Origin of the sequence: Mycobacterium senriense, assembly GCF_019668465.1 — a bacterium.
GTDB classification, from domain to species: Bacteria; Actinomycetota; Actinomycetes; order Mycobacteriales; family Mycobacteriaceae; genus Mycobacterium; species Mycobacterium senriense.
The window spans coordinates 3,627,046-3,646,509 of record NZ_AP024828.1 but is presented as its reverse complement, the minus strand read 5'-3'; the positions used below and the strand labels follow the sequence as shown (position 1 = coordinate 3,646,509).

Sequence of the window (19,464 nt, the reverse complement as noted above, 5' to 3'; positions counted from 1 at the left end):
TGTGATAGAACAATCGAGAAATTGTCCTAGATACAAGGGCGGGCTACCCGTGCCGACCAGCCGCTATACAGCGATCGTGGATCGATTGACCGCCGAGATCCGCGATGGGCAATTGGCGCCCGGCACCCGGCTGCCGACCCACCGCGACCTTGCCCGGCAGCATGGCATCGCCTTGGCCACCGCGACCCGCGTCTACGCTCACCTCGCGCGCGCAGGCCTAGTGGTCGGCGAACCCGGCCGCGGCACGTTCGTCCGCGACCAGGGCGGCTATGGCGGCCTCGACGGACGCCGAATCCCCATCGCATCCCGCACTGCCGACTTATCGTTCAACCAACCGCTGGCAGACGACCAGGCGGAACAGTTACGTGAGGCGTTGCGGCAGCTGGCCGCCACAGGCGACCTGCAGTCGCTGCTGATCCAGCATGCACCCGGTGGTCGAACTATCGAAAAGGCCGCGGTCGCAACCTATCTCCTCGATCGCGGGATAGACGTGCCACCCAACAACGTCGTACTGGCAGCCGGATCCCAGCACGGTCTGGATATCGCGCTACGCGTACTGACGCGGCCGGGGGCGATCGTTGCCGTCGACGAACTGACCTATCCCGGCATCAAGCTGCAGGCCGATGACCGCGCCCTGGAGCTGGTGTCGTTTCCCTCCAGCCCCGCGGGTCCAGATCTCGACGCACTGGAAGACCTGTGCGCTCGTCGCCGGGTCGAGGCCATTTACACAATCCCTACTTTGCATAACCCGCTCGGCTACACAATGTCGCACGAACAGCGCATCCGCCTCGCCGAAACTGCGCGCCGGCACGATTGTGCGGTGATCGAGGACGGCACCTACGCGTTCCTCGAACCACATTGCGGCCCAACACTATACGCATTAGCCCCGGAACGCACCCTGCATGTGGCAAGCCTGTCGAAGAACCTTGCCACCGGTTTACGTTTCGGGTTCGTCGTGGTGCCGGACGAATACGTCTCGACTGCCAAACAGGCCGTGCGCACATCGAGTTGGGGCACCTCGAGTCTGGTGTCGGTGTTGGTCAGCGGTTGGCTCACCGACGGCACGGTCACCAGGCTGGAAAAGAGACGTCGCAGCGACGCCGCGGAGCGCCAGCAGATTGCCCATCGCGCACTAGAGGGACTTAACTACCACGGCCCGGCCGCCTGTTACTACGGCTGGCTGAGCCTGCCGGACAACGCGCGTAGTGACGCCGTGGCACACCAGTTGGCAAACGAAGGCATCCTGGTGTCGACTGCCGAGGCCTTCTGCGTCACATCGCATCCGCCGAACGCCTTGCGCCTCGCACTTGGCACACCGCCGCTGGAGGGGCTCGCCAGCGCACTTGACCGAGTTCGCGAAGTCGTGTTGTCGGCGCAGTGGTAGACGCGGTTTTCGGCCCCAGGAGACACACGACTGAGGTGTCCGACCCGCGGCGTGAGGTGTGGTGCGAACTCTGCCCGAGCGTCGGTGGAGTATGCGTCGAGATGTCCGCCGGGGACCGTTCCCAGCACGAGTACCCCGCTGACCTGCGGTTGGCAGCGTTTGGCAGCGGCTGGCGTCGATCTGGCAGTGGTTTGCGAGCAGCGTCGGTGGTGATCGCAGTCCGCCACAGAAAGGAACATCATGTCCGCAACCACGATCGACCGCACGGGCACCCGGGACGGCTTGCTTCGCCTTGCCATGCGGGCCGACGCCGCCATCAGCGGACTGGTCGGCCTGGCCGGTATGCCGTTCGCCAACCGGCTCGCCGACGTCTCGGGCACCACGAAGGCGTTCGAGTACGGCATGGGCGCGTTCTTGATCGCCTACGGCATCGTCGTGTTCGGGCTGGCCGCCCTGCCATCGGTGCGGCGCGCCGGCATGGCCGTCATCATCGCGAACGTGGCGTACACGGTGGCCGCAATCGTTCTGGTGCTCGCCGACGTCTTCCCGTTGACGTCGACCGGCGTGGTGTTGAACCTGACGGCCGGCGTGGGCACGCTGGTAATCGCCGAAATCCAATATCAGGGCTGGCGCCGCGCCAGGGCGTAGGCGGACCGCTCACGACCCGCCCGGTACCGCCGGGCGGGCCCGTGAGTGCGCGGGCTACTCCTCGGGAACCTCGCGGTCGATCTCGTCGAGCCAGATGCGCGCCGACATGTCGGATGGCGCGCGCCAATCCCCGCGCGGCGACAGCGAACCCCCGTGCGACACCTTGGGGCCATTGGGCAGGGCCGAACGCTTGAACTGGCTGAACGAGTAGAACCGCTGCACGAAAACCTGCAGCCAGTGCCGAATTTCCTTCAGCGAGTAGGATGGCCGTTTGTCCTGGGGGAAACCGGGTGGCCAGATACCGTGTTCGGGATCGCTCCACGCGTGCCAGGCCAGGAAGGCGATCTTCGACGGCCGGAATCCGAAGCGCAGCACGTAAAATAGCGAAAAGTCTTGCAGCGAAAACGGGCCCACTTTCGCCTCGCTGCTCTGCAGCTCCTCCTCCTCGCCGCTGGGAACCAGCTCGGGGGTGATCTCGGTGTCGAGCACCGACTGCAGCACCTCGCTGACCTCCGGCTCGAACTGTTCCGACGAGATCACCCAGCGGATCAGGTGCTGGATCAGCGTTTTGGGCACACCGCCGTTGACGTTGTAGTGCGACATCTGGTCGCCGACACCGTATGTCGACCAACCCAGCCCCAGTTCGGACAGGTCGCCGGTGCCCAGCACGATTCCGCCGCGCTGGTTGGCCAGCCGGAACAGGTAGTCCGTGCGCAAACCGGCCTGGACGTTTTCGAAGGTGACGTCGTACACCTTCTCTCCCCGGCCGAACGGGTGATCCATCTCCTTGAGCATCAGCTCCGCGGACTCGCGGATGTCGATCTCGGCGAACGTCACGCCCAGCGTGCGGCACAGCTCGGCCGCATTACGTTTGGTGTGGTCCCCGGTCGCGAAGCCGGGCAGCGTGAACGCCAGAATGTCACTGCGCGGCCGTTGTTCGCGATCCATCGCGCGGGCGGCGACGATCAGGGCATGCGTCGAGTCCAGACCGCCGGAGATCCCGATGACGATTTTCGGGAAGTCCAGCGCGCGCAGCCGCTGTTCGAGACCGGCGACCTGGATGTTGTAACCCTCGAAGCAATCCTGTTCCAGCCGTTGCGGATCGGCGGGAACAAAGGGAAAGCGTTCGACCTCGCGTCGCAGCCCGATGTCGCCGGACGGTGGCTCCAGCCGGAACTCGATGCGCCGGTAGGTGTCCGTCGTCGTCCGGTGATGGCGCCGGTTGTCGTCGAAGGTGCCCATCCGGAGCCGTTCCGAGCGAAGCAATTCGATGTCGATGTCGGCGATGCTGAGTCGCTCGCCTTTGGGGAATCGCTCGGACTGGGCCAGCATCACGCCGTTCTCGAACACCATGGTCTGACCGTCCCAGGCCAGGTCGGTCGTCGATTCACCTTCCCCGGCAGCCGAATACACGTAGGCGGCTAGGCAACGTGACGAGGCCGAACGGGCCAGCAGGCAGCGGTCCTCGGCGCGGCCGATCGTGATCGGACTGCCGGACAGGTTGGCCAACACCGTCGCACCCGCCAGCGCGGCCTCCGCGCTCGGCGGGATCGGCACGAACATGTCCTCGCAGATTTCGACGTGCAGCACCAGGCCGGGGACGTCGGAAGCCTCGAAGAGCAGGTCGGGACCGAACGGCACCTCGGCCCCCGCGACGCGGATGGTGCCGCGCTCGTCGTCTCCGGGTGCGAGCTGGCGGCGTTCGTAGAACTCCCGATAGGTGGGCAGGTACGACTTCGGCGCCACCCCGAGCACCACGCCGCGGTGGATGATCACGGCGGCGTTGTAGATCCGGTGCCGATGACGCAGCGGGGCCCCGACGACCAGGACCGGCAGCAATTCGGCCGAGGCCGCGACAATCTCCGCGACGGCCTTCTCGACATCGTCGAGAAGCAGGTCCTGCAGCACGATGTCTTCGATGGAGTACCCGGACAGCGTGAGCTCGGGGAAGACGGCCAGCGCGACAGCGTCGTCGTGGCACTCCCTGGCCATCCGCAGCACCGATTCGGCATTCGCGGCCGGGTCAGCGATGACCGTGTGGTGCGTGCATGCGGCGACGCGGGCAAAGCCCTGGCTATAAGCGTTGTAAAAGTCCATCGTCCTTCCATTGTCGTCCCGTGAGTGTCAACCGGTAGCCGCCGGGTATCCCGGACGGCATGAGTGACACCGCTGTCTTAGTGGTCGACATGATGAACACGTATCAGCATCCCGACGCTGAAAATCTAATACCCAATGTCGAGAAGATCATCGAGCCTTTGACCGGTTTGGTTCGGCGGGCACGTGAATCCGATGACGTCGACCTGGTCTATGTCAACGACAATTACGGCGACTTCACCGCGGAATTCTCCGACATCGTCCGCTCCGCCCGTGACGGGGCCCGGCCCGATCTGGTCAAGCCGATCCTGCCGACCGATGAGTGCCGCGTGATGACAAAGGTCCGGCACAGCGCGTTTTACGCGACGGCGCTGGCATATCTGCTCAACCGGCTGGAAACCAAGCGGCTGATCATCACCGGTCAGGTCACCGAGCAATGCATCCTCTACACCGCCCTGGATGCGTACGTCCGGCACTTCCCGTTCGTGATCCCGACCGATGCCGTCGCACACATCGACCCCGACCTGGGCGAGGCGGCGTGCAAGATGATGCAGCAAAATATGTCCGCCGAGCTCACGACCGCGGCGGACTGCCTGGGCTGAATACGTACTCTGGATGAGGTGACCGTCGGCTGCGCAGAATCGCCCGAACTGGTCACGCTGCTGGCCGGTCGCCGGATCGCGGTGCTGACGGGCGCGGGCATCTCCACCGATTCGGGCATTCCCGACTACCGCGGGCCGGACTCACCGCCGAGCAACCCGATGACGATCCGCCAGTTCACCGGCGATCCGGCGTTTCGGCAGCGGTATTGGGCACGCAACCACGTTGGCTGGCGGCACATGGACGACACGCTGCCCAACGCCGGCCACCGCGCACTCGCCGCGCTCGAGGACGCGTCGGTGGTCACCGGCGTGATCACCCAGAACGTCGACCTGCTGCACACCAAGGCCGGCAGCCGCAACGTCATCAACCTGCACGGCACCTACGCGCAGGTGATCTGTTTGGACTGTGGATTCACCATGACGCGTGCCGCATTGGGCGAGCGGCTGGAGGCGCTCAACCCCGGCTTCATCGAGCGCGCCGAAGCGATCGGAGGGCTCGCGGTGGCCCCCGACGCCGACGCAGTTGTCACCGATACCTCGTCGTTTCGCTACCTGGATTGCCAGCGCTGCGGCGGCATGCTCAAGCCGGACATCGTCTATTTCGGTGAAAGCGTTTCCAAAGATGTTGTGGCGGAGGCTTATAAATGGGTTGAGCGGGCAGAGACGCTGCTGGTCGCGGGCTCGTCGCTGACCGTGTTCTCCGGCTACCGGTTTGTGCGGCACGCCGCCGCGCTGGGCATCCCGGTGGCCATCGTCAACCGTGGCAGTACCCGCGGCGACGACCTGGCCACCGTCAAGGTCGACGGCGGCTGCTCGGAATTGCTGGCCCTACTCGCCGACGAGTTAGCGCCCCTGGCAACGCATTAGAAGGTGCACGGCATGGCGCGGATGGCGTGCACGAAGTTGCCCGCCAGGTAGGCGGGCTCACCCGCCCGGATGTCGGGCAGCTGACGGAACAGCTCGCCGAAGATGGCCCGCAGCTGCGCGCGGGCCACGTGCGCACCGAGGCAAAAGTGCAGCCCGCCACCGCCGAAGCCGACGTGCGGATTGGGGTCGCGGCTCAAGTTCAAGCGTTCCGGGTGGTCGAAGACCTCGGTGTCCCAGTTGCCGGACGGATAGAACATGACCACCTTCTCTCCCGCCAGGATGGTCTGACCGCCCAGCTCGACATCCGTTGCGGCCGTGCGGCGGAAGGTCATGACCGGCGTCGCCCAGCGGATGAACTCCTCGATGGCGGCGCCGATGCGGTTGTCGAAATCCTCGAGCAGCCAAGCTTTCTGGTCGGGGAAGTCGGTGAGCGCGCGCAGCGTGTGGCTGATGGTCTGCCGGGTGGTGTCGTTGCCCGCCACGGAGAGCAGCACGAAGAACGCCGCCACCTCCGCGTCTTCCAGGCGGTCGCCGTCCACCTCGGCGGTGACCAGGCTGCTGATCAGGTCGTCGCCGGGGTGCTCGCGGCGTCGGGTGGCCAGGGTGCCGACGACCTGGTGCAGATACAGCTGGTTTTCCACCAGGACTTCCATCGCCGGCCGCCCGTCGAGGAATTCCGGGTCGGCCCAGGACACCAGGGCGTCGGTGGCGTGCGCCATGCGCTCACGCTCGGACTCCGGGATCCCCATCATGTCCGACAGGGTGCGGATGGGCAGTTCTTTGGCGCAGTGGTCGACGAAGTCCGCGCCGCTACCGGCGGCCCGCAGTTCTTCGACGATGGTCTTCGCGTTCGCCTTGATCGAGTCCTCGATCCGGCGGACCTGCCGGGGGCTGAGCGCGGCGTGAGCGAGCTTGCGCAGCTTGGTGTGTCGCGGCGGGTCCATCGCGAGGAACGACTGCGACGCCTCGAGCAGCTCCACCGGAATGCTCTCGAACATCACGCCCCGGCCGGACAGGAAGACGTCGTTGTTGCGGCTGACCGCGACGATGTCGGAGCGCCGGGTGACCGCCCAGAAACCCGGGTCGGCCGGATCGGGCATCAGCGAGTCTTCGACGGGTGGGTGCCAGCTCACCGGGCGCTCGGCGCGCAGCACGGCGAAGGAGCGTTCCCGATCCGCCGCGGTGGTGGACCAGAACGCCCGCGAGGACAGATCGATCTCGTCGTAGGCACGACCGGACTTGTCGGTCCCGGACTTCCCCGTCATCACGGCCATTGCTGATCCTCCCTCTGTATGACCCCGGTCACAGGCTCCCAGTGGCGACGATATGCCTAGACACTATGTCTAGTCAATATGTCGGCTCTTCGGTTATGCTCGGCGCATGCCGTCGCTCACCCGCAAGCCGCAGGGCCACCGGCGCCTGGGGCGCGAACAGCGGCGCGAACAAATGGAGCGCCGCCTGCTGGACGCCACCGAGCGGCTGATGCGCGATGGCGCGAGCTTCACCGAACTGAGCGTGGATCGGCTCTCCGGCGAGGCCGGCATTTCCCGGGCCAGCTTCTACATCTACTTCGAGGACAAAGGGCAACTGCTGCGACGGCTCGCGGGCCAGGTGTTCGGCGATCTGACCGACGGCGCACGAAGTTGGTGGAGCGTGGCCGGGCGGCATGACCCGGACGACGTGCGCACGGCGATGAGCCGCATCATCGCCACCTACCGGCGGCACCAGGCGGTGCTGGTCGCGCTCAACGAGATGTCCGCCTACGACCCGCTGACGGCGCAAACGTATCGCGAACTGCTGACCGGCATCTCCGAGCAGTTCACCCAGGTCATCGAGGCCGGCCAGGCCGACGGCTCGATCCGCCGCGAGCTGGCCCCGCTGACCACCGCGAGCGCGCTGACCTGGATGGTCGAGCGGGCCTGCCAGCAGAACCTGCCGGCCAATCCGCCTGACTACGATGCCGAGCTGGCCGCGACCCTGGCCGAAATTGTCTGGGGCGCACTGTATCTCAAGCCAATCTCGGAGCGTTGACCCGGACGTGCGGCAAAGCGCCGAAGCGCGTCTACACCGCCACCAGGTCGTCGGCGTGCACCGCGGGCCGACGCAACTCGCCCGGCAGCTCAGAGGTTGAGCGGCCCATCATGGTGGCCAGTTCGGCCGCGTCGTAGGCGACCACGCCACGGGCCACCATCACCGCGTCCGGGTCGCGCAATTCGACGACGTCTCCGGCGTAGAACCGCCCGGCCACCGCGGTGATCCCGGCGGGCAGCAGTGAGCGACGCTGGCGCACCACCGCGCGCACCGCCCCCTCGTCCAGGGTCAGCTCCCCGGCCGCCTCGGCGGCGTAACGCACCCAGAACCGCCGCGCCGACATTCGTACCGGGCGCGCGGCGAACACCGTGCCGACCGACGCGTCGGTGAGCGCGGTCGCGGCGTCGGCCGCTGCGGCCAGTAGCACCGGCACACCGGCGTCCGCGGCAAGGAGCGCCGACGACATCTTCGAGGTCATCCCGCCAGTACCCAAATCGCTTCCGGGCCCGGCGATTACACCGATCAGGTCCGCGGAGCCCGACACCTCCGAGATGAACCTGGCGCCGTCGGTCTTTCGCGGATCCGAGTCGTAGAGCCCGTCGATGTCGGACAGCAACACCAACGCCTCGGCGCCGACCAGGTGGGCTACCAGCGCCGAGAGCCGGTCGTTGTCACCGAACCGGATCTCGTTGGTGGCCACGGTGTCGTTCTCGTTGACGATCGCCACCGCGTGCAGTGCGCGCAGCCGATCCAGTGTGCGCTGGGCGTTGGTGTGCTGGGCCCGCATCGAGATGTCGTGCGCGCTCAGCAACACCTGTCCGACCGTGCGGCCATAGCGGGCGAACGCGGCGCTCCACGAATTCACCAGCGCCACCTGACCGACGCTGGCCGCGGCCTGCTTCGTCGCCAAATCCCTGGGGCGACGGGATAATCCGAGCGGCTCGATGCCGGCGGCGATGGCTCCCGATGACACGATGACGACGTCGGTATCCGCCTTCATCCGCGCCTCGATCGCGTCGACGAGTCCGGCCAACCGGCCGGCGTCGAACACTCCCGCGGGTGTGGTCAGCGCGTTGGTCCCCACCTTGACCACCAGGCTGCGCGCATTGCGGATGACGTCGCGGTGGGCGCTTACGATGCGCCGCTCTCCCCCGCAAGCGGGTGGGGGTACCTCCCACTTGTGGGGGCGTGCCCCCACCTCATCGCTACGCTCTGCATCGCCGCCGGCGGTCACGATTCCTCACCGTGTTCGCGGCGCTGGCGCCGGGCGGCCTTGCGTTCGGCGGCGCCGACGCGGTCGGTGCGCTCCAACCGCGCGTCGGTTCCGCGTCCCGACAGCGCAACCTGTTGTCCGGCAGGCGTTTGCGGCTCCCAATCGAACGTCATGTCGCCGATGGTCACTTCGCAGCCCGGTCGCGCCCCCAGCCGCAGCAATTCCTCTTCGACACCGAGGCGCGCCAGCCTGTCGGCCAGGTATCCGACCGCCTCGTCGTTGTCGAAGTTGGTCTGACGGATCCATCGTTCGGGGCGCGCACCGCTGACCACGAAGGCACCCGGCTGCTGCGGATCCGGCTCGACGCGAAAGCCGCTGTCGTCGACGGGAACCGGACGTATCACCGGGCGGCGCGGCACGACCTCCGGCTGGGCGGCCTTGTATTCCGAGATCATCTTCCATAACCCGAAGATCAACGGCTGCAGACCTTCTCGCGCGACAGTCGACACCAGGAACACCGGCCAGCCGCGCTCGGCGATCTCGTCACGGACGAATTCGGCGAGCTCGCGCGCCTCGGGCACGTCGATCTTGTTGAGCACCACCGCGCGGGGCCGCTCGGCCAGATCACCCAGCGTCGCATCCCCTTGCAGGGTGGGCGTGTACGCGGCGAGTTCGGCCTCCAGCGCGTCGATATCGGAGATGGGGTCGCGGCCGGGTTCCGCGGTGGCGCAGTCGACGACGTGCACCAGCACGGCGCATCGCTCGATGTGCCGGAGGAAGTCCAGCCCCAGGCCGCGGCCCTCGGACGCGCCCGGGATCAGGCCGGGTACGTCGGCGACGGTGAAGGTGTGCTCCCCCGCCGACACCACGCCGAGGTTGGGAACCAGCGTGGTGAACGGGTAGTCGGCGATCTTGGGTTTGGCCGCCGAGATCGTCGACACCAGCGACGATTTGCCGGCCGAGGGGAAACCGATCAGGCCGGCGTCGGCGACGGTCTTGAGTTCCAGGGTCAGGTCGCGGGTCTGGCCTTGTTCGCCCAGCAGCGCGAAGCCGGGCGCCTTGCGCGCCCGCGATGCGAGGGCGGCGTTGCCCAACCCGCCGCGTCCGCCCGCGGCGGCTTCAAAGCGGGTGCCCGCGCCGACCAGATCGGCCAGCAGCCGACCGTTCTCGTCGAGGACGACGGTGCCGTCGGGCACCTTGACTTCCAGGTCGGCGCCGGCGGCGCCGTCGCGATTGTTGCCCATCCCCTGCTTGCCCGAGGGCGCGGTGACGTGCGGATGGAAATGGAAGTCGAGCAGGGTGTGCACCTGCGGGTCGACGACGAAGACAATGCTGCCGCCGCGGCCGCCATTGCCGCCGTCGGGGCCGCCGAGCGGCTTGAACTTCTCGCGATGGACCGAGGCACAGCCGTTACCCCCGGCACCGGCGCGCGCATGGATGACGACGCGGTCGACGAACCGAGGCATTGTGAATCCTCTCACCTACCACCGGGCGCCGAAATCACCGGGCTGGGCCCGGAAACACGGGTCAGTCGGTGGCTTGTCCGGCCGCCACGATGTTGACGGTCTTGCGGCCGCGCTTGATGCCGAACTCGACGGCGCCGGCCTCCTTGGCGAACAGCGTGTCGTCCCCGCCGCGCCCAACACCCACGCCCGGGTGGAACTTGGTGCCGCGCTGGCGAACGATGATCTCGCCCGCCTTGACGACCTGGCCGCCGAATCGCTTCACGCCCAGCCGCTGCGCGGCGGAATCGCGACCGTTGCGCGAGCTGGAAGCGCCCTTCTTGTGTGCCATGTTCTGTCGCCTCCGCTACTTGATTCCGGTGACCTTCAGGACCGTCAGCTGCTGACGGTGCCCCTGACGCTTGTGGTAGCCGGTCTTGTTCCTGAACTTGTGGATACGGATCTTGGGGCCCTTGGTGTGCTCGAGCACCTCGCCGGTCACCGCGACCTTGGCCAGCGCGGCCGCGTCGGTGGTCACCTTGGCGCCGTCCACCACCAGGGCGACCGGCAGCGACACGTTCGAGCCGGGCTCGGATTCGAGCTTCTCGACCTTGACCACGTCCCCGACGGCGACCTTGTACTGCTTGCCGCCCGTCTTCACGATTGCGTAGGTCGCCATCGTCGCTCTGCTCCTTCTGCTAGCCGCTGCTCTGCGCGTCGCGCGCGCACCAACCGCGGTGCGCGTGGTGGGTCTGGGTTGCGGGCCTGCGCCGATTCCCCGGGAGTCCCGCTGCCGCCGGCCAAAGTTTCCTCACCCGGTCTGACGACAACTGTCCAAGGGTACGTGACCAGCGGCTACAGGGTCAAACCGGACACGACCGGCGCCTTCCGGTCAGCCCGGTCAGTCCGCGTGGATCGGCGGGCCGGCCGGCCGGCCCGCAGCCCGCCGGCGCCTGGGGCGTCCCGAGTCGGCCTCGCCGGCCCCGGCGGTGGCCTGCCCGGCGTCGGTGTCGTCCGAATCGTCGTCCTCGGTGTCCAAATCGTCGTCGTCGAGCTCGAGGTCCTCGTCATCCTCGCCGAGGTCCTCTTCGTCGTCGATGTCGTCGTCATCGTCGTCGAGGTCGTCGTCATCGTCCGAATCGTCGTCGTCCGAGTCCTCGTCATCCGAATCGTCGTCCGAGTCCTCGTCGTCGGTGTCGTCATCGTCGGTGTCCTCGTCGTCGGTGTCGTCGAAGTCCTCTTCATCGGTGTCCGCGACGCCGCGGGCGCGCCCCGCCTTCTGCTGGTCGAGCTCGTCGACTTCTTCGATGGTCTCGTCGGACTCGTCGTCCTCGGACTGCGTGGAGGAGCCGGCGGCCATCGCCTTGAACATCGGGTGCTCGCCGGGAGCGTGGGTGGGCACCTTGGCCACCACCTGCTCTTCGGTCTTGTTCTTCTTGCGCCTGCTTCGGCGGCCACCCCCACCGGATTCGGACTTGCGCCCGTTCGACGGGGCCGAATCCACCGGGTCGGTGTGCAGCAGGATGCCGCGCCCGCCACAGTTCGAGCACGACGTCGAGAAGGCTTCGATGAGGCCGGTGCCCAACCGCTTGCGGGTCAGCTGGACCAAACCGAGCGACGTCACCTCGGACACCTGATGGCGGGTGCGGTCGCGGGCCAGCGCCTCGGTCAGCCGCCGGAGCACCAGATCCCGGTTGGACTCCAGCACCATGTCGATGAAGTCGATGACCACGATTCCGCCGATGTCGCGCAGCCGCAGCTGGCGCACGATCTCCTCGGCCGCCTCGAGGTTGTTCTTGGTGACGGTCTGTTCGAGGTTCCCCCCGGACCCGGTGAACTTGCCGGTGTTGACGTCGACCACCGTCATGGCCTCGGTCCGGTCGATCACCAGCGTGCCGCCCGATGGCAGCCACACCTTGCGCTCCATCGCCTTGGCCAGCTGCTCGTCGATGCGGTGCACCGCGAACACGTCCGGCCCGGCCTGCCCTTCCGGCCCGGCGGGCGCGTCGTACTTGGTCAGCTTCGAAACCAGATCGGGGGCAACGGAATTCACGTAATCGTTGATCGTGGTCCAGGCCTCGTCACCGGAGACGATGAGGCCGGCGAAGTCCTCGTTGAACAGGTCGCGGATCACCTTGACCAGCACGTCGGGCTCTTCGTAGAGGGCCACCGCGGAGCCGGCCGCCTTCTCTCTGATCTCGATCGCCTTGGCCTCGATCTGCTTCCAGCGCTCCTGCAGGCGGGTGACGTCGCTGCGGATGTCCTCTTCCTTGACGCCCTCGGACGCGGTCCGGATGATCACCCCGGCGTCGGACGGCACGACTTCGCGCAGGATGTCTTTGAGCCGCTGGCGCTCGGTGTCGGGCAGCTTGCGGCTGATCCCGGTCGACGACGCCCCCGGCACGTAGACCAGGTAGCGGCCCGCCAGCGACACCTGGGTGGTCAGCCGGGCGCCCTTGTGCCCGACCGGGTCCTTGCTGACCTGGACGACGACATAGTCGCCGGGCTTGAGCGCTTGTTCGATCTTGCGGTCGGAGCCGCCGAGTCCGGCGGCTTCCCAGTTGACCTCGCCGGCGTAGAGCACACCGTTGCGGCCGCGGCCGATGTCGACGAACGCCGCCTCCATCGATGGCAGCACGTTCTGCACGATGCCCAGGTAGATGTTGCCCACCAGGGAGGCCGATGCGGCCGAGGTGACGAAGTGCTCGACGACGATGCCGTCCTCGAGCACCGCGATCTGGGTGTAACGCGCCCCCTGGTGCGGCTGCTCGGTGCGGACCCGGTCGCGCACGACCATCATCCGCTCGACGGCCTCGCGACGGGTCAGGAATTCGGCCTCGGTCAGCACCGGGGGGCGGCGCCGCCCGGCGTCGCGGCCGTCGCGGCGCCGCTGCCGCTTGGCCTCCAGCCGGGTGGAGCCGTTGATGCCCTTGATCTCGTTGTTCGAGCCGCCGGAGTCATCTCCGCCGCCCTTGCCGCTGCGGGGCGACCGCTCGTGTACCACGGTGTTGGGCGGGTCGTCCGGCGATGAGCTCTCGTCGTTGTCGTCGCCCGATCCGGACTTGCGCCGCCGGCGCCTGCGTCGGCGGCGGTTGCCGCCGTCCGCCGAACCGTCGTCACCGTTGTCGGAATCGTCGGAATCGTCGGAGTCGTCGGAGTCGTCGGAATCCTGGGCGTCGGAGTCCTCGGAGTCGGCTTGGCCGCCCTTCTTGCCCCGCGGTTGCCCCTCATCGTCGTCACCGTCGTCGCCCTGGCCGTCGGATCCGCCCTGCTCACCGCGACCGCGGCCACGGCCGCGACGGCCGCGGCGCCGCCGCCGGTTGGACGGCCGGTCGGACTGCTCGTCGTCGTCGCCGTCGGAATCGTCGGAGTCGGCGCTGTCGTCGGCGCCGGCGTCCTCCTCGCGGGCATCGATCGGCTGCGGCGCGACGAACAGCGGCATGTAATGCGGACGCTCGTCGGCGTTGTCCGGGGTCTCGAGCAGCAGCCGGGATTCGGGTTCCTCGGCCTCCGCGCCGCCGCCGGCCGGCGGTGCGCTGTCCGCGTCCTTCGCGCTCGCCGGGGCCTGCGCGGACGCCAGCAGGTCGCGCACCCGGACCGCGTCGTCGCGATCCACGGTGGAATGCGCGCTGCGGATTCGCCCGTCCAGCTCGCTCAGTGCGTCCAGTACGCGCTTGCTGGTGGTTCCCAGCGTCCGGGCCAGCGAATGAACTCTTAAGCGGTCCGGCAGTTCCTCGGGCCGAGTCGATTCTTCTGATGGGTCTGCAGTCGGTGCACCGTCTACCACGTATTCTCCTCAAGCCCCCGGGCGCGTCTGTTGCGACGCGGCCACGCGAGGGCTTCACTATGTGCCCGGGCCACTTCTCCCGGGCTTGTATATGGTCTCGCCCCGAGCGGCCCAGGATCAGGACCCACTCGGCGCCGTGCTGAATGACGGCCTGACATGCAGCGAACCAAGGCGACGGGGCTATGGTCGCGCTTGTCTAAGTCTTCATTCGGGTGTCTGACGCCGGTCCGGCGACGTTCACCCGAGACCAGTATCCCACATCACGCGGCCGACCCAGCCACACCTGATGCGGCCCGCGTCAGCAAAGTCGGTCGAGACCGGGTCGCCGCAGCTCTAGGCGTCGGGAAACCAGAGCGCGATTTCGCGCTTCGCGGACTCGACCGAATCCGACCCGTGCACCAGATTGAACTGGGTCTCCAGCCCGAAATCACCGCGGATCGTGCCGGGGATCGCCTTCTCCACCGGGTCGGTACCACCCGCGAGCTGCCGAAACGCCGCGATCGCTCGCGGCCCCTCCACGATGGCCGCCACCACCGGTCCCGATGTGATGAACTCCAGCAGCGACTCGAAGAAGGGCTTGCCGTCGTGTTCCGCGTAGTGCTGGGTGGCGAGCTCGCGGCCGACGGGCCGCAGCTCCAGCGCAGCGATGGAAAGCCCCTTGCGCTCGATGCGGCCGATGATCTCCCCCACCAGCTGCCGCTGCACGCCGTCGGGCTTGATCAGTACCAATGTCCGTTCGGTCACGGCGGACAGCGTACATAACCGGGCGGCACGGGGTCGGGCGAGAGCGGCCGGGCCCCGCTCGGGCGATTTTCCGCGGCTGCTGCCGGCCTATTGCTGCCTGCGCCGAACCTCGGCCCGGAAGTAGGCGATCAAGGCCCACAGCCCGGTGAACAGCACACCGATGAACCCCACCCCCGGGTAGACGGCGAAGCCGGCGAGCAGGATCACCTGCACGCCGAGGTTGGCCCAGATCGCCCAGGGTTTGCGCTGCACCCCGGCCATCAGGATCAGCAGCACGGCCAGCCCGATCAGGTAGACCAGCGACGCCGTCGTCAGGCCGCCGCCGACCGCGCCCACCACCGGGATCGCCAAAAGCACCACGATCGCTTCCAGAAACAGCGTCAGGGCCATCACCGCGCCGAAGCTGCGCCAGGGGTCGGCCGCCGGCGCCGGGGTGCGCTCCTCGGGGTTCTCGGGCGCGTCCGTCATTGCGGATCACGACCGAACAGGGTCCGCGCCGCCCCGGCGGTCACCACCGACCCGGTGATGACGATGCCGGTGCCGGAGAAGGCTTCGCCTGGTCCGTCCACCGCGGCCTCGTCGACCAGTGCGGTCGCGACGTCGATGGCGTCGCGCAGGTTCTCGGCGGTGCTCACCCGGTCGGGCCCGAACCGCTCGCGCGCCGCCAGGGCCAACGACTCGACGTCGAGCGCCCGCGGGGATCCGTTGTGGGTCACCACGACAGCGTCGAACACCGGCTGCAAAGCGGCCAGGATGCCGTCGACGTCTTTGTCCGTGAGCACGCTGAGCACCCCGACTAGATAGCGGAAGTCGAATTCGTCGGCCAGGGTCTGCGCCAGCGCGGCGGCACCGGCGGGATTGTGCGCAGCGTCGAGGAACACCGTGGGTGCGCTGCGCATCCGCTCCAGCCGGCCGGGGCTGGCGACGGCGGCGAAACCGGCGCGCACCGCCTCGACGTCGAGCTGACGCTGCGCACCGGCGCCGAAGAACGCCTCAACGGCCGCGAGGGCCAGCGCAGCGTTGTGCGCCTGATGTTCGCCGTGCAGCGGCAGGTAGACATCGGAATACACCCCGCCCAGGCCCTGCAGCTGCAACACCTGCCCGCCGATCGCGACCTGACGACCCAGGACGGCGAATTCGGAGTCCTCGCGGGCCACCGCGGCGTCGGCTTGCACGGTCCGGGTCAACAGCACCTCCATCGCCTCGGGGGCCTGACGCCCGATGACCGCGACGGTATCGGGTGCACCCTCGGGCGCCCGGGTGATGATGCCGGCCTTTTCCCCCGCAATGGCGGCGAGATCGTCGCCCAGGTATTCGACGTGGTCGATGGAGATCGGGGTGATGACCGCGACAGGGGCGTTGATCACGTTGGTGGCATCCCAGCGGCCGCCCATGCCCACCTCGACCACGGCGACGTCGACGGGGGCATCGGCGAACGCGGCGAACGCCATGGCGGTCAGCACCTCGAACTTGCTCATCGCGGGCCCGCCGTCGGCCTGCGACTGCGCGTCGACCATCTGGACGAACGGCTCGATCTCGCGATACGTCGCCACGTATTGCGCCGGGCTGATCGGCTTGGCGTCGATCGAGATGCGTTCCACCGCCGATTGCAGGTGCGGGCTGGTGGTGCGCCCGGTGCGCTGACCGAACGCGGTGATCAGCGCGTCGATCATCCGCGCCACCGAGGTCTTGCCGTTGGTGCCCGCGACATGGATAGACGGGTAGGCCAGTTGCGGCGAGCCCAGCAGGTCCATCAGCGCGCTGATCCGGGTCAGGCTCGGCTCGATCTTGGTCTCCGGCCAGCGCTGGTCCAGCAGGTGCTCGACCTGCAACAGCGACGCGATCTCGTCCGGGGTGGGTGCCGGGTCGGGGATCTCGGCGGGCGCCTCGTCCTGCGGCCAGTCGGGGTCCTGCGGCCAGTCGGGGTCCTGCGGCCAGTCGGGCGGCTCGGTCATCGAACCCTCACTGCAGCCCGGCTAGCCGCGCGTTGATCCGCTCGGCTTCCTCCTGGGCCAGGCGCTGCCGATCGCGAATCTTGTCGACGACGTTTTGCGGGGCCTTGCCCAGGAATTCGTCGTTGGCCAATTTGGCGGTGGTCGATGCCAGCTCCTTGTGCGCCGCGGCCAGATCCTTCTCCAGCCGGCGACGTTCGGCGGCGACGTCGATGGTGCCGGAGGTGTCGAGCTCGACGACGACGGTGCCGCCGCTGAGCCGCACCTCCACCGACGCCGACGGGCGAAAATCCGGGCCCGCGGCGGTGAGCCACGCCAGCGACGTCACCGCGCTCACCTGGGTGCCCAGGTCGGCTTCGTCGACGCCGGTCATCCGGGCCGGCACCTTCTGCCGGTCCGCCAGTCCCTGATCGCTGCGGAACCGGCGCACCTCTGTCACCAGCTTCTGCATGTCGGTGATCCGCTGTGCGGCAACCTGGTCCAGCCTGATCCCGGACGACTGCGGCCAGTCGGCGATCACCAGCGACTCTTGGGCCTCGTCGCCGGTCAGTGCCTGCCACAGCGCCTCGGTGATGAAGGGGATCACCGGGTGCAGCAACCGCAGTAGGGTGTCCAGCGTCGCCGCCAGCACGGCCGTGGTGTGCGTGATCCCTTCGGCCAGTTGCGTCTTGGCCAATTCGACGTACCAGTCACAGAATTCGTCCCACGCGAAGTGGTACAGCGCCTCGCAGGCGCGACTGAACTCGTAGCTGTCGAACGCCGAATCAACCTCCGCGCGAACCTCTTCCAGTCGCCCGAGAATCCACCGGTCGGCGTCGGTGAGCTCGGCCGCCGCGGGCAGCGAGGCCAGCCTCGCGCCGTTGAGTAACGCGTAGCGGGTGGCGTTGAACAGCTTGGTGCAGAAGTTGCGCGACGCGCGGACATGGTCCTCGCCGACCGCCAGGTCGCCACCCGGGCTGGCGCCGCGGGCCAGCGTGAAGCGCAGCGCGTCGGCCCCGAACTCGTCCACCCAGTCCAGCGGGTCGACGACGTTGCCCTTGGACTTGCTCATCTTGCGGCCCGACTCGTCGCGGATCAGCCCGTGCAGGAAGACATCGGTGAACGGCACCTGCGGACCGCGGCGACCGTCCAGGGTGATGGCCTCGTCGTCGCCGACGAAGGTGCCGAACATCATCATCCTGGCTACCCAGAAAAACAGAATGTCATAACCGGTGACGAGAACGCTTGTGGGATAGAACTTTTCGAGCTCTGGGGTCTTGTCGGGCCAGCCCAACGTGGAGAACGGCCACAGCCCCGAGGAGAACCAGGTGTCCAGCACGTCGGGGTCCTGCTCCCAACCCTCCGGCGGCGTCTCGTCGGGACCGACGCAACGCTGTTCACCGTTGGGGCCGTACCAGATCGGGATGCGGTGGCCCCACCACAGCTGGCGCGAGATGCACCAGTCGTGCATGTCGTCGACCCAGGCGAACCAGCGCGGTTCCAGGCTGGCGGGGTGGATCACGGTGTCCCCGTTGCGCACCGCGTCTCCGGCGGCCTTGGCAAGCGATTCCACCCTGACCCACCACTGCAGGGAAAGGCGTGGTTCGATCGGCTCGCCGCTGCGCTCGGAATGTCCGACGCTGTGCAGGTACGGTCGCTTCTCCTCGGTGATCCGGCCCTCGGCCGCCAGCGCCTCGCGCACCGCGACCCTGGCCTGGAATCGGTCCATGCCGTCGAATTGGGTTCCGGTGTCGATGATCCGGCCCTTGGTGTCCATGATCGAGATCATCGGCAGCTGATGACGCAGGCCGATCTCGAAGTCATTGGGGTCGTGTGCGGGTGTGACTTTCACTGCGCCGGTGCCGAACTCGGGATCGACGTGCTCGTCGGCGACCACCACCAGCTGACGGTCCACGAACGGGTGCGGCAGGCTGGTGCCGACCAGGTGCCGGTAGCGTTCGTCGTCGGGATGCACCGCGATCGCGGTGTCACCGAGCATCGTTTCCATCCGGGTGGTGGCCACCACGATATGTGGTTGCGAGTCGTCCATCGAGCCGTAGCGGAACGAGACCAGCTCGCCTTCGACCTCTTGATAGTCGACCTCGATGTCCGAAATCGCCGTCTGCAGCACGGGCGACCAGTTGACTAGCCGCTCGGCCCGATAGATCAGTCCGGCGTCGTAGAGGCGCTTGAAGATCGCGCGGACCGCCCGCGACAGGCCCTCGTCCATGGTGAAGCGGTCGCGGCTCCAGTCCACGCCGTCGCCGAGGCGGCGCATCTGGCCGCCGATGGCGCCGCCGGACTCCCGCTTCCAGTCCCACACCTTTTCGATGAACAGCTCTCGGCCGAAGTCCTCTTTGGTCTTGCCGTCGACCGCGAGTTGCTTTTCCACCACGCTCTGCGTCGCGATGCCGGCGTGGTCCATGCCCGGCTGCCACAGCACCTCGTAACCCTGCATCCGCTTGCGCCGGGTCAGGGCGTCCATCATGGTGTGCTCGAGCGCGTGGCCCATGTGCAGGCTGCCGGTCACGTTCGGCGGCGGCAGCACAATCGAATACCCCGGCTTGGTGCTGCCGGGGTCCGCCGTGAAGTAGCCCGCGTCCACCCATTTCTGGTAGATCGCGCTTTCGGCCGCAGCGGGATCCCACGACTTGGGCAGGTCGGTGGCGGGGCTGCGGCTGGCGGTCACCCGTCAATTCTAGGGAGCGGTGTTTACCTCGA

Annotated in this window: 16 protein-coding genes; 5 read left to right on the top strand and 11 right to left on the bottom strand. The window is 67.8% G+C overall.

Features of this window, described 5'->3' with window-relative positions; all coding sequences use genetic code 11:
- Positions 1-49 precede the first annotated feature (49 nt).
- Both MTY59_RS17420 and MTY59_RS17415 read left to right on the top strand, forming a co-directional pair.
- Entirely contained in the window at positions 50-1,384 is a 1,335-nt protein-coding gene (locus MTY59_RS17420; RefSeq protein ID WP_221042253.1) for an aminotransferase-like domain-containing protein, read from the top strand.
- A 240-nt stretch (positions 1,385-1,624) separates the two neighbouring features.
- Complete coding sequence (locus MTY59_RS17415; RefSeq protein WP_221042252.1) at positions 1,625-2,032, top strand: hypothetical protein; 408 nt, start codon at positions 1,625-1,627, stop codon at positions 2,030-2,032.
- A gap of 54 nt (positions 2,033-2,086) precedes the next feature.
- Here MTY59_RS17415 and MTY59_RS17410 read toward each other — a convergent pair whose 3' ends face one another.
- Positions 2,087-4,129, bottom strand: coding sequence for an NAD(+) synthase (locus tag MTY59_RS17410; RefSeq protein WP_221042251.1), 2,043 nt, complete (start codon positions 4,127-4,129; stop codon positions 2,087-2,089).
- A 59-nt stretch (positions 4,130-4,188) separates the two neighbouring features.
- Here MTY59_RS17410 and MTY59_RS17405 point away from each other — a divergent pair, with 59 nt between their 5' ends.
- Both MTY59_RS17405 and MTY59_RS17400 read left to right on the top strand, forming a co-directional pair.
- Positions 4,189-4,728 (top strand): cysteine hydrolase family protein, encoded by a 540-nt coding sequence (locus MTY59_RS17405; RefSeq protein WP_221042250.1) that lies wholly within the window; start codon positions 4,189-4,191, stop codon positions 4,726-4,728.
- Between the two features lie 18 nt (positions 4,729-4,746).
- On the top strand, positions 4,747-5,595 hold the full coding sequence (locus tag MTY59_RS17400; protein ID WP_221042249.1) for an SIR2 family NAD-dependent protein deacylase: 849 nt from the start codon (positions 4,747-4,749) through the stop codon (positions 5,593-5,595).
- Here the strand turns inward: MTY59_RS17400 and MTY59_RS17395 are convergent.
- Complete coding sequence (locus MTY59_RS17395; RefSeq protein WP_221042248.1) at positions 5,592-6,869, bottom strand: cytochrome P450; 1,278 nt, start codon at positions 6,867-6,869, stop codon at positions 5,592-5,594. The two genes, MTY59_RS17400 and MTY59_RS17395, sit on opposite strands and share 4 nt — an antisense overlap.
- A gap of 106 nt (positions 6,870-6,975) precedes the next feature.
- Between MTY59_RS17395 and MTY59_RS17390 the strand changes: the two genes are divergently transcribed.
- Entirely contained in the window at positions 6,976-7,626 is a 651-nt protein-coding gene (locus MTY59_RS17390; protein ID WP_221042247.1) for a TetR/AcrR family transcriptional regulator, read from the top strand.
- Between the two features lie 31 nt (positions 7,627-7,657).
- On the opposite strand, the gene proB is transcribed toward MTY59_RS17390, so the two are convergent.
- The 9 genes from proB to MTY59_RS17345 form a co-directional block, all read right to left on the bottom strand.
- Positions 7,658-8,764: a glutamate 5-kinase gene (proB, locus tag MTY59_RS17385; RefSeq protein ID WP_221046495.1), complete on the bottom strand. Its 1,107-nt coding sequence runs from the start codon at positions 8,762-8,764 to the stop codon at positions 7,658-7,660.
- A 92-nt stretch (positions 8,765-8,856) separates the two neighbouring features.
- Entirely contained in the window at positions 8,857-10,305 is a 1,449-nt protein-coding gene (gene obgE / locus MTY59_RS17380; RefSeq protein ID WP_221042246.1) for a GTPase ObgE, read from the bottom strand.
- A 61-nt stretch (positions 10,306-10,366) separates the two neighbouring features.
- A complete protein-coding gene (gene rpmA / locus MTY59_RS17375) occupies positions 10,367-10,633 on the bottom strand; it encodes a 50S ribosomal protein L27 (protein WP_008255217.1) in 267 nt (88 codons plus the stop codon).
- A 15-nt stretch (positions 10,634-10,648) separates the two neighbouring features.
- Complete coding sequence (rplU, locus tag MTY59_RS17370; RefSeq protein WP_007769829.1) at positions 10,649-10,960, bottom strand: 50S ribosomal protein L21; 312 nt, start codon at positions 10,958-10,960, stop codon at positions 10,649-10,651.
- A 222-nt stretch (positions 10,961-11,182) separates the two neighbouring features.
- On the bottom strand, positions 11,183-14,068 hold the full coding sequence (rne, locus tag MTY59_RS17365; RefSeq protein WP_221042245.1) for a ribonuclease E: 2,886 nt from the start codon (positions 14,066-14,068) through the stop codon (positions 11,183-11,185).
- A gap of 333 nt (positions 14,069-14,401) precedes the next feature.
- A complete protein-coding gene (gene ndk, locus MTY59_RS17360; RefSeq protein ID WP_221042244.1) occupies positions 14,402-14,812 on the bottom strand; it encodes a nucleoside-diphosphate kinase in 411 nt (136 codons plus the stop codon).
- An 87-nt stretch (positions 14,813-14,899) separates the two neighbouring features.
- Entirely contained in the window at positions 14,900-15,280 is a 381-nt protein-coding gene (locus MTY59_RS17355; RefSeq protein WP_221042243.1) for a DUF4233 domain-containing protein, read from the bottom strand.
- Positions 15,277-16,767, bottom strand: a complete 1,491-nt coding sequence (gene folC / locus MTY59_RS17350) for a bifunctional tetrahydrofolate synthase/dihydrofolate synthase (protein WP_250160582.1) — start codon at positions 16,765-16,767, stop codon at positions 15,277-15,279. Before folC ends, MTY59_RS17355 begins: the two co-directional genes overlap by 4 nt.
- Before the next feature lie 7 nt (positions 16,768-16,774).
- The gene (locus MTY59_RS17345; protein WP_221042242.1) at positions 16,775-19,432 is read right to left on the bottom strand and encodes a valine--tRNA ligase; all 2,658 of its coding nucleotides are present in this window, start codon (positions 19,430-19,432) and stop codon (positions 16,775-16,777) included.
- Between the last annotated feature and the right edge of the window lie 32 nt (positions 19,433-19,464).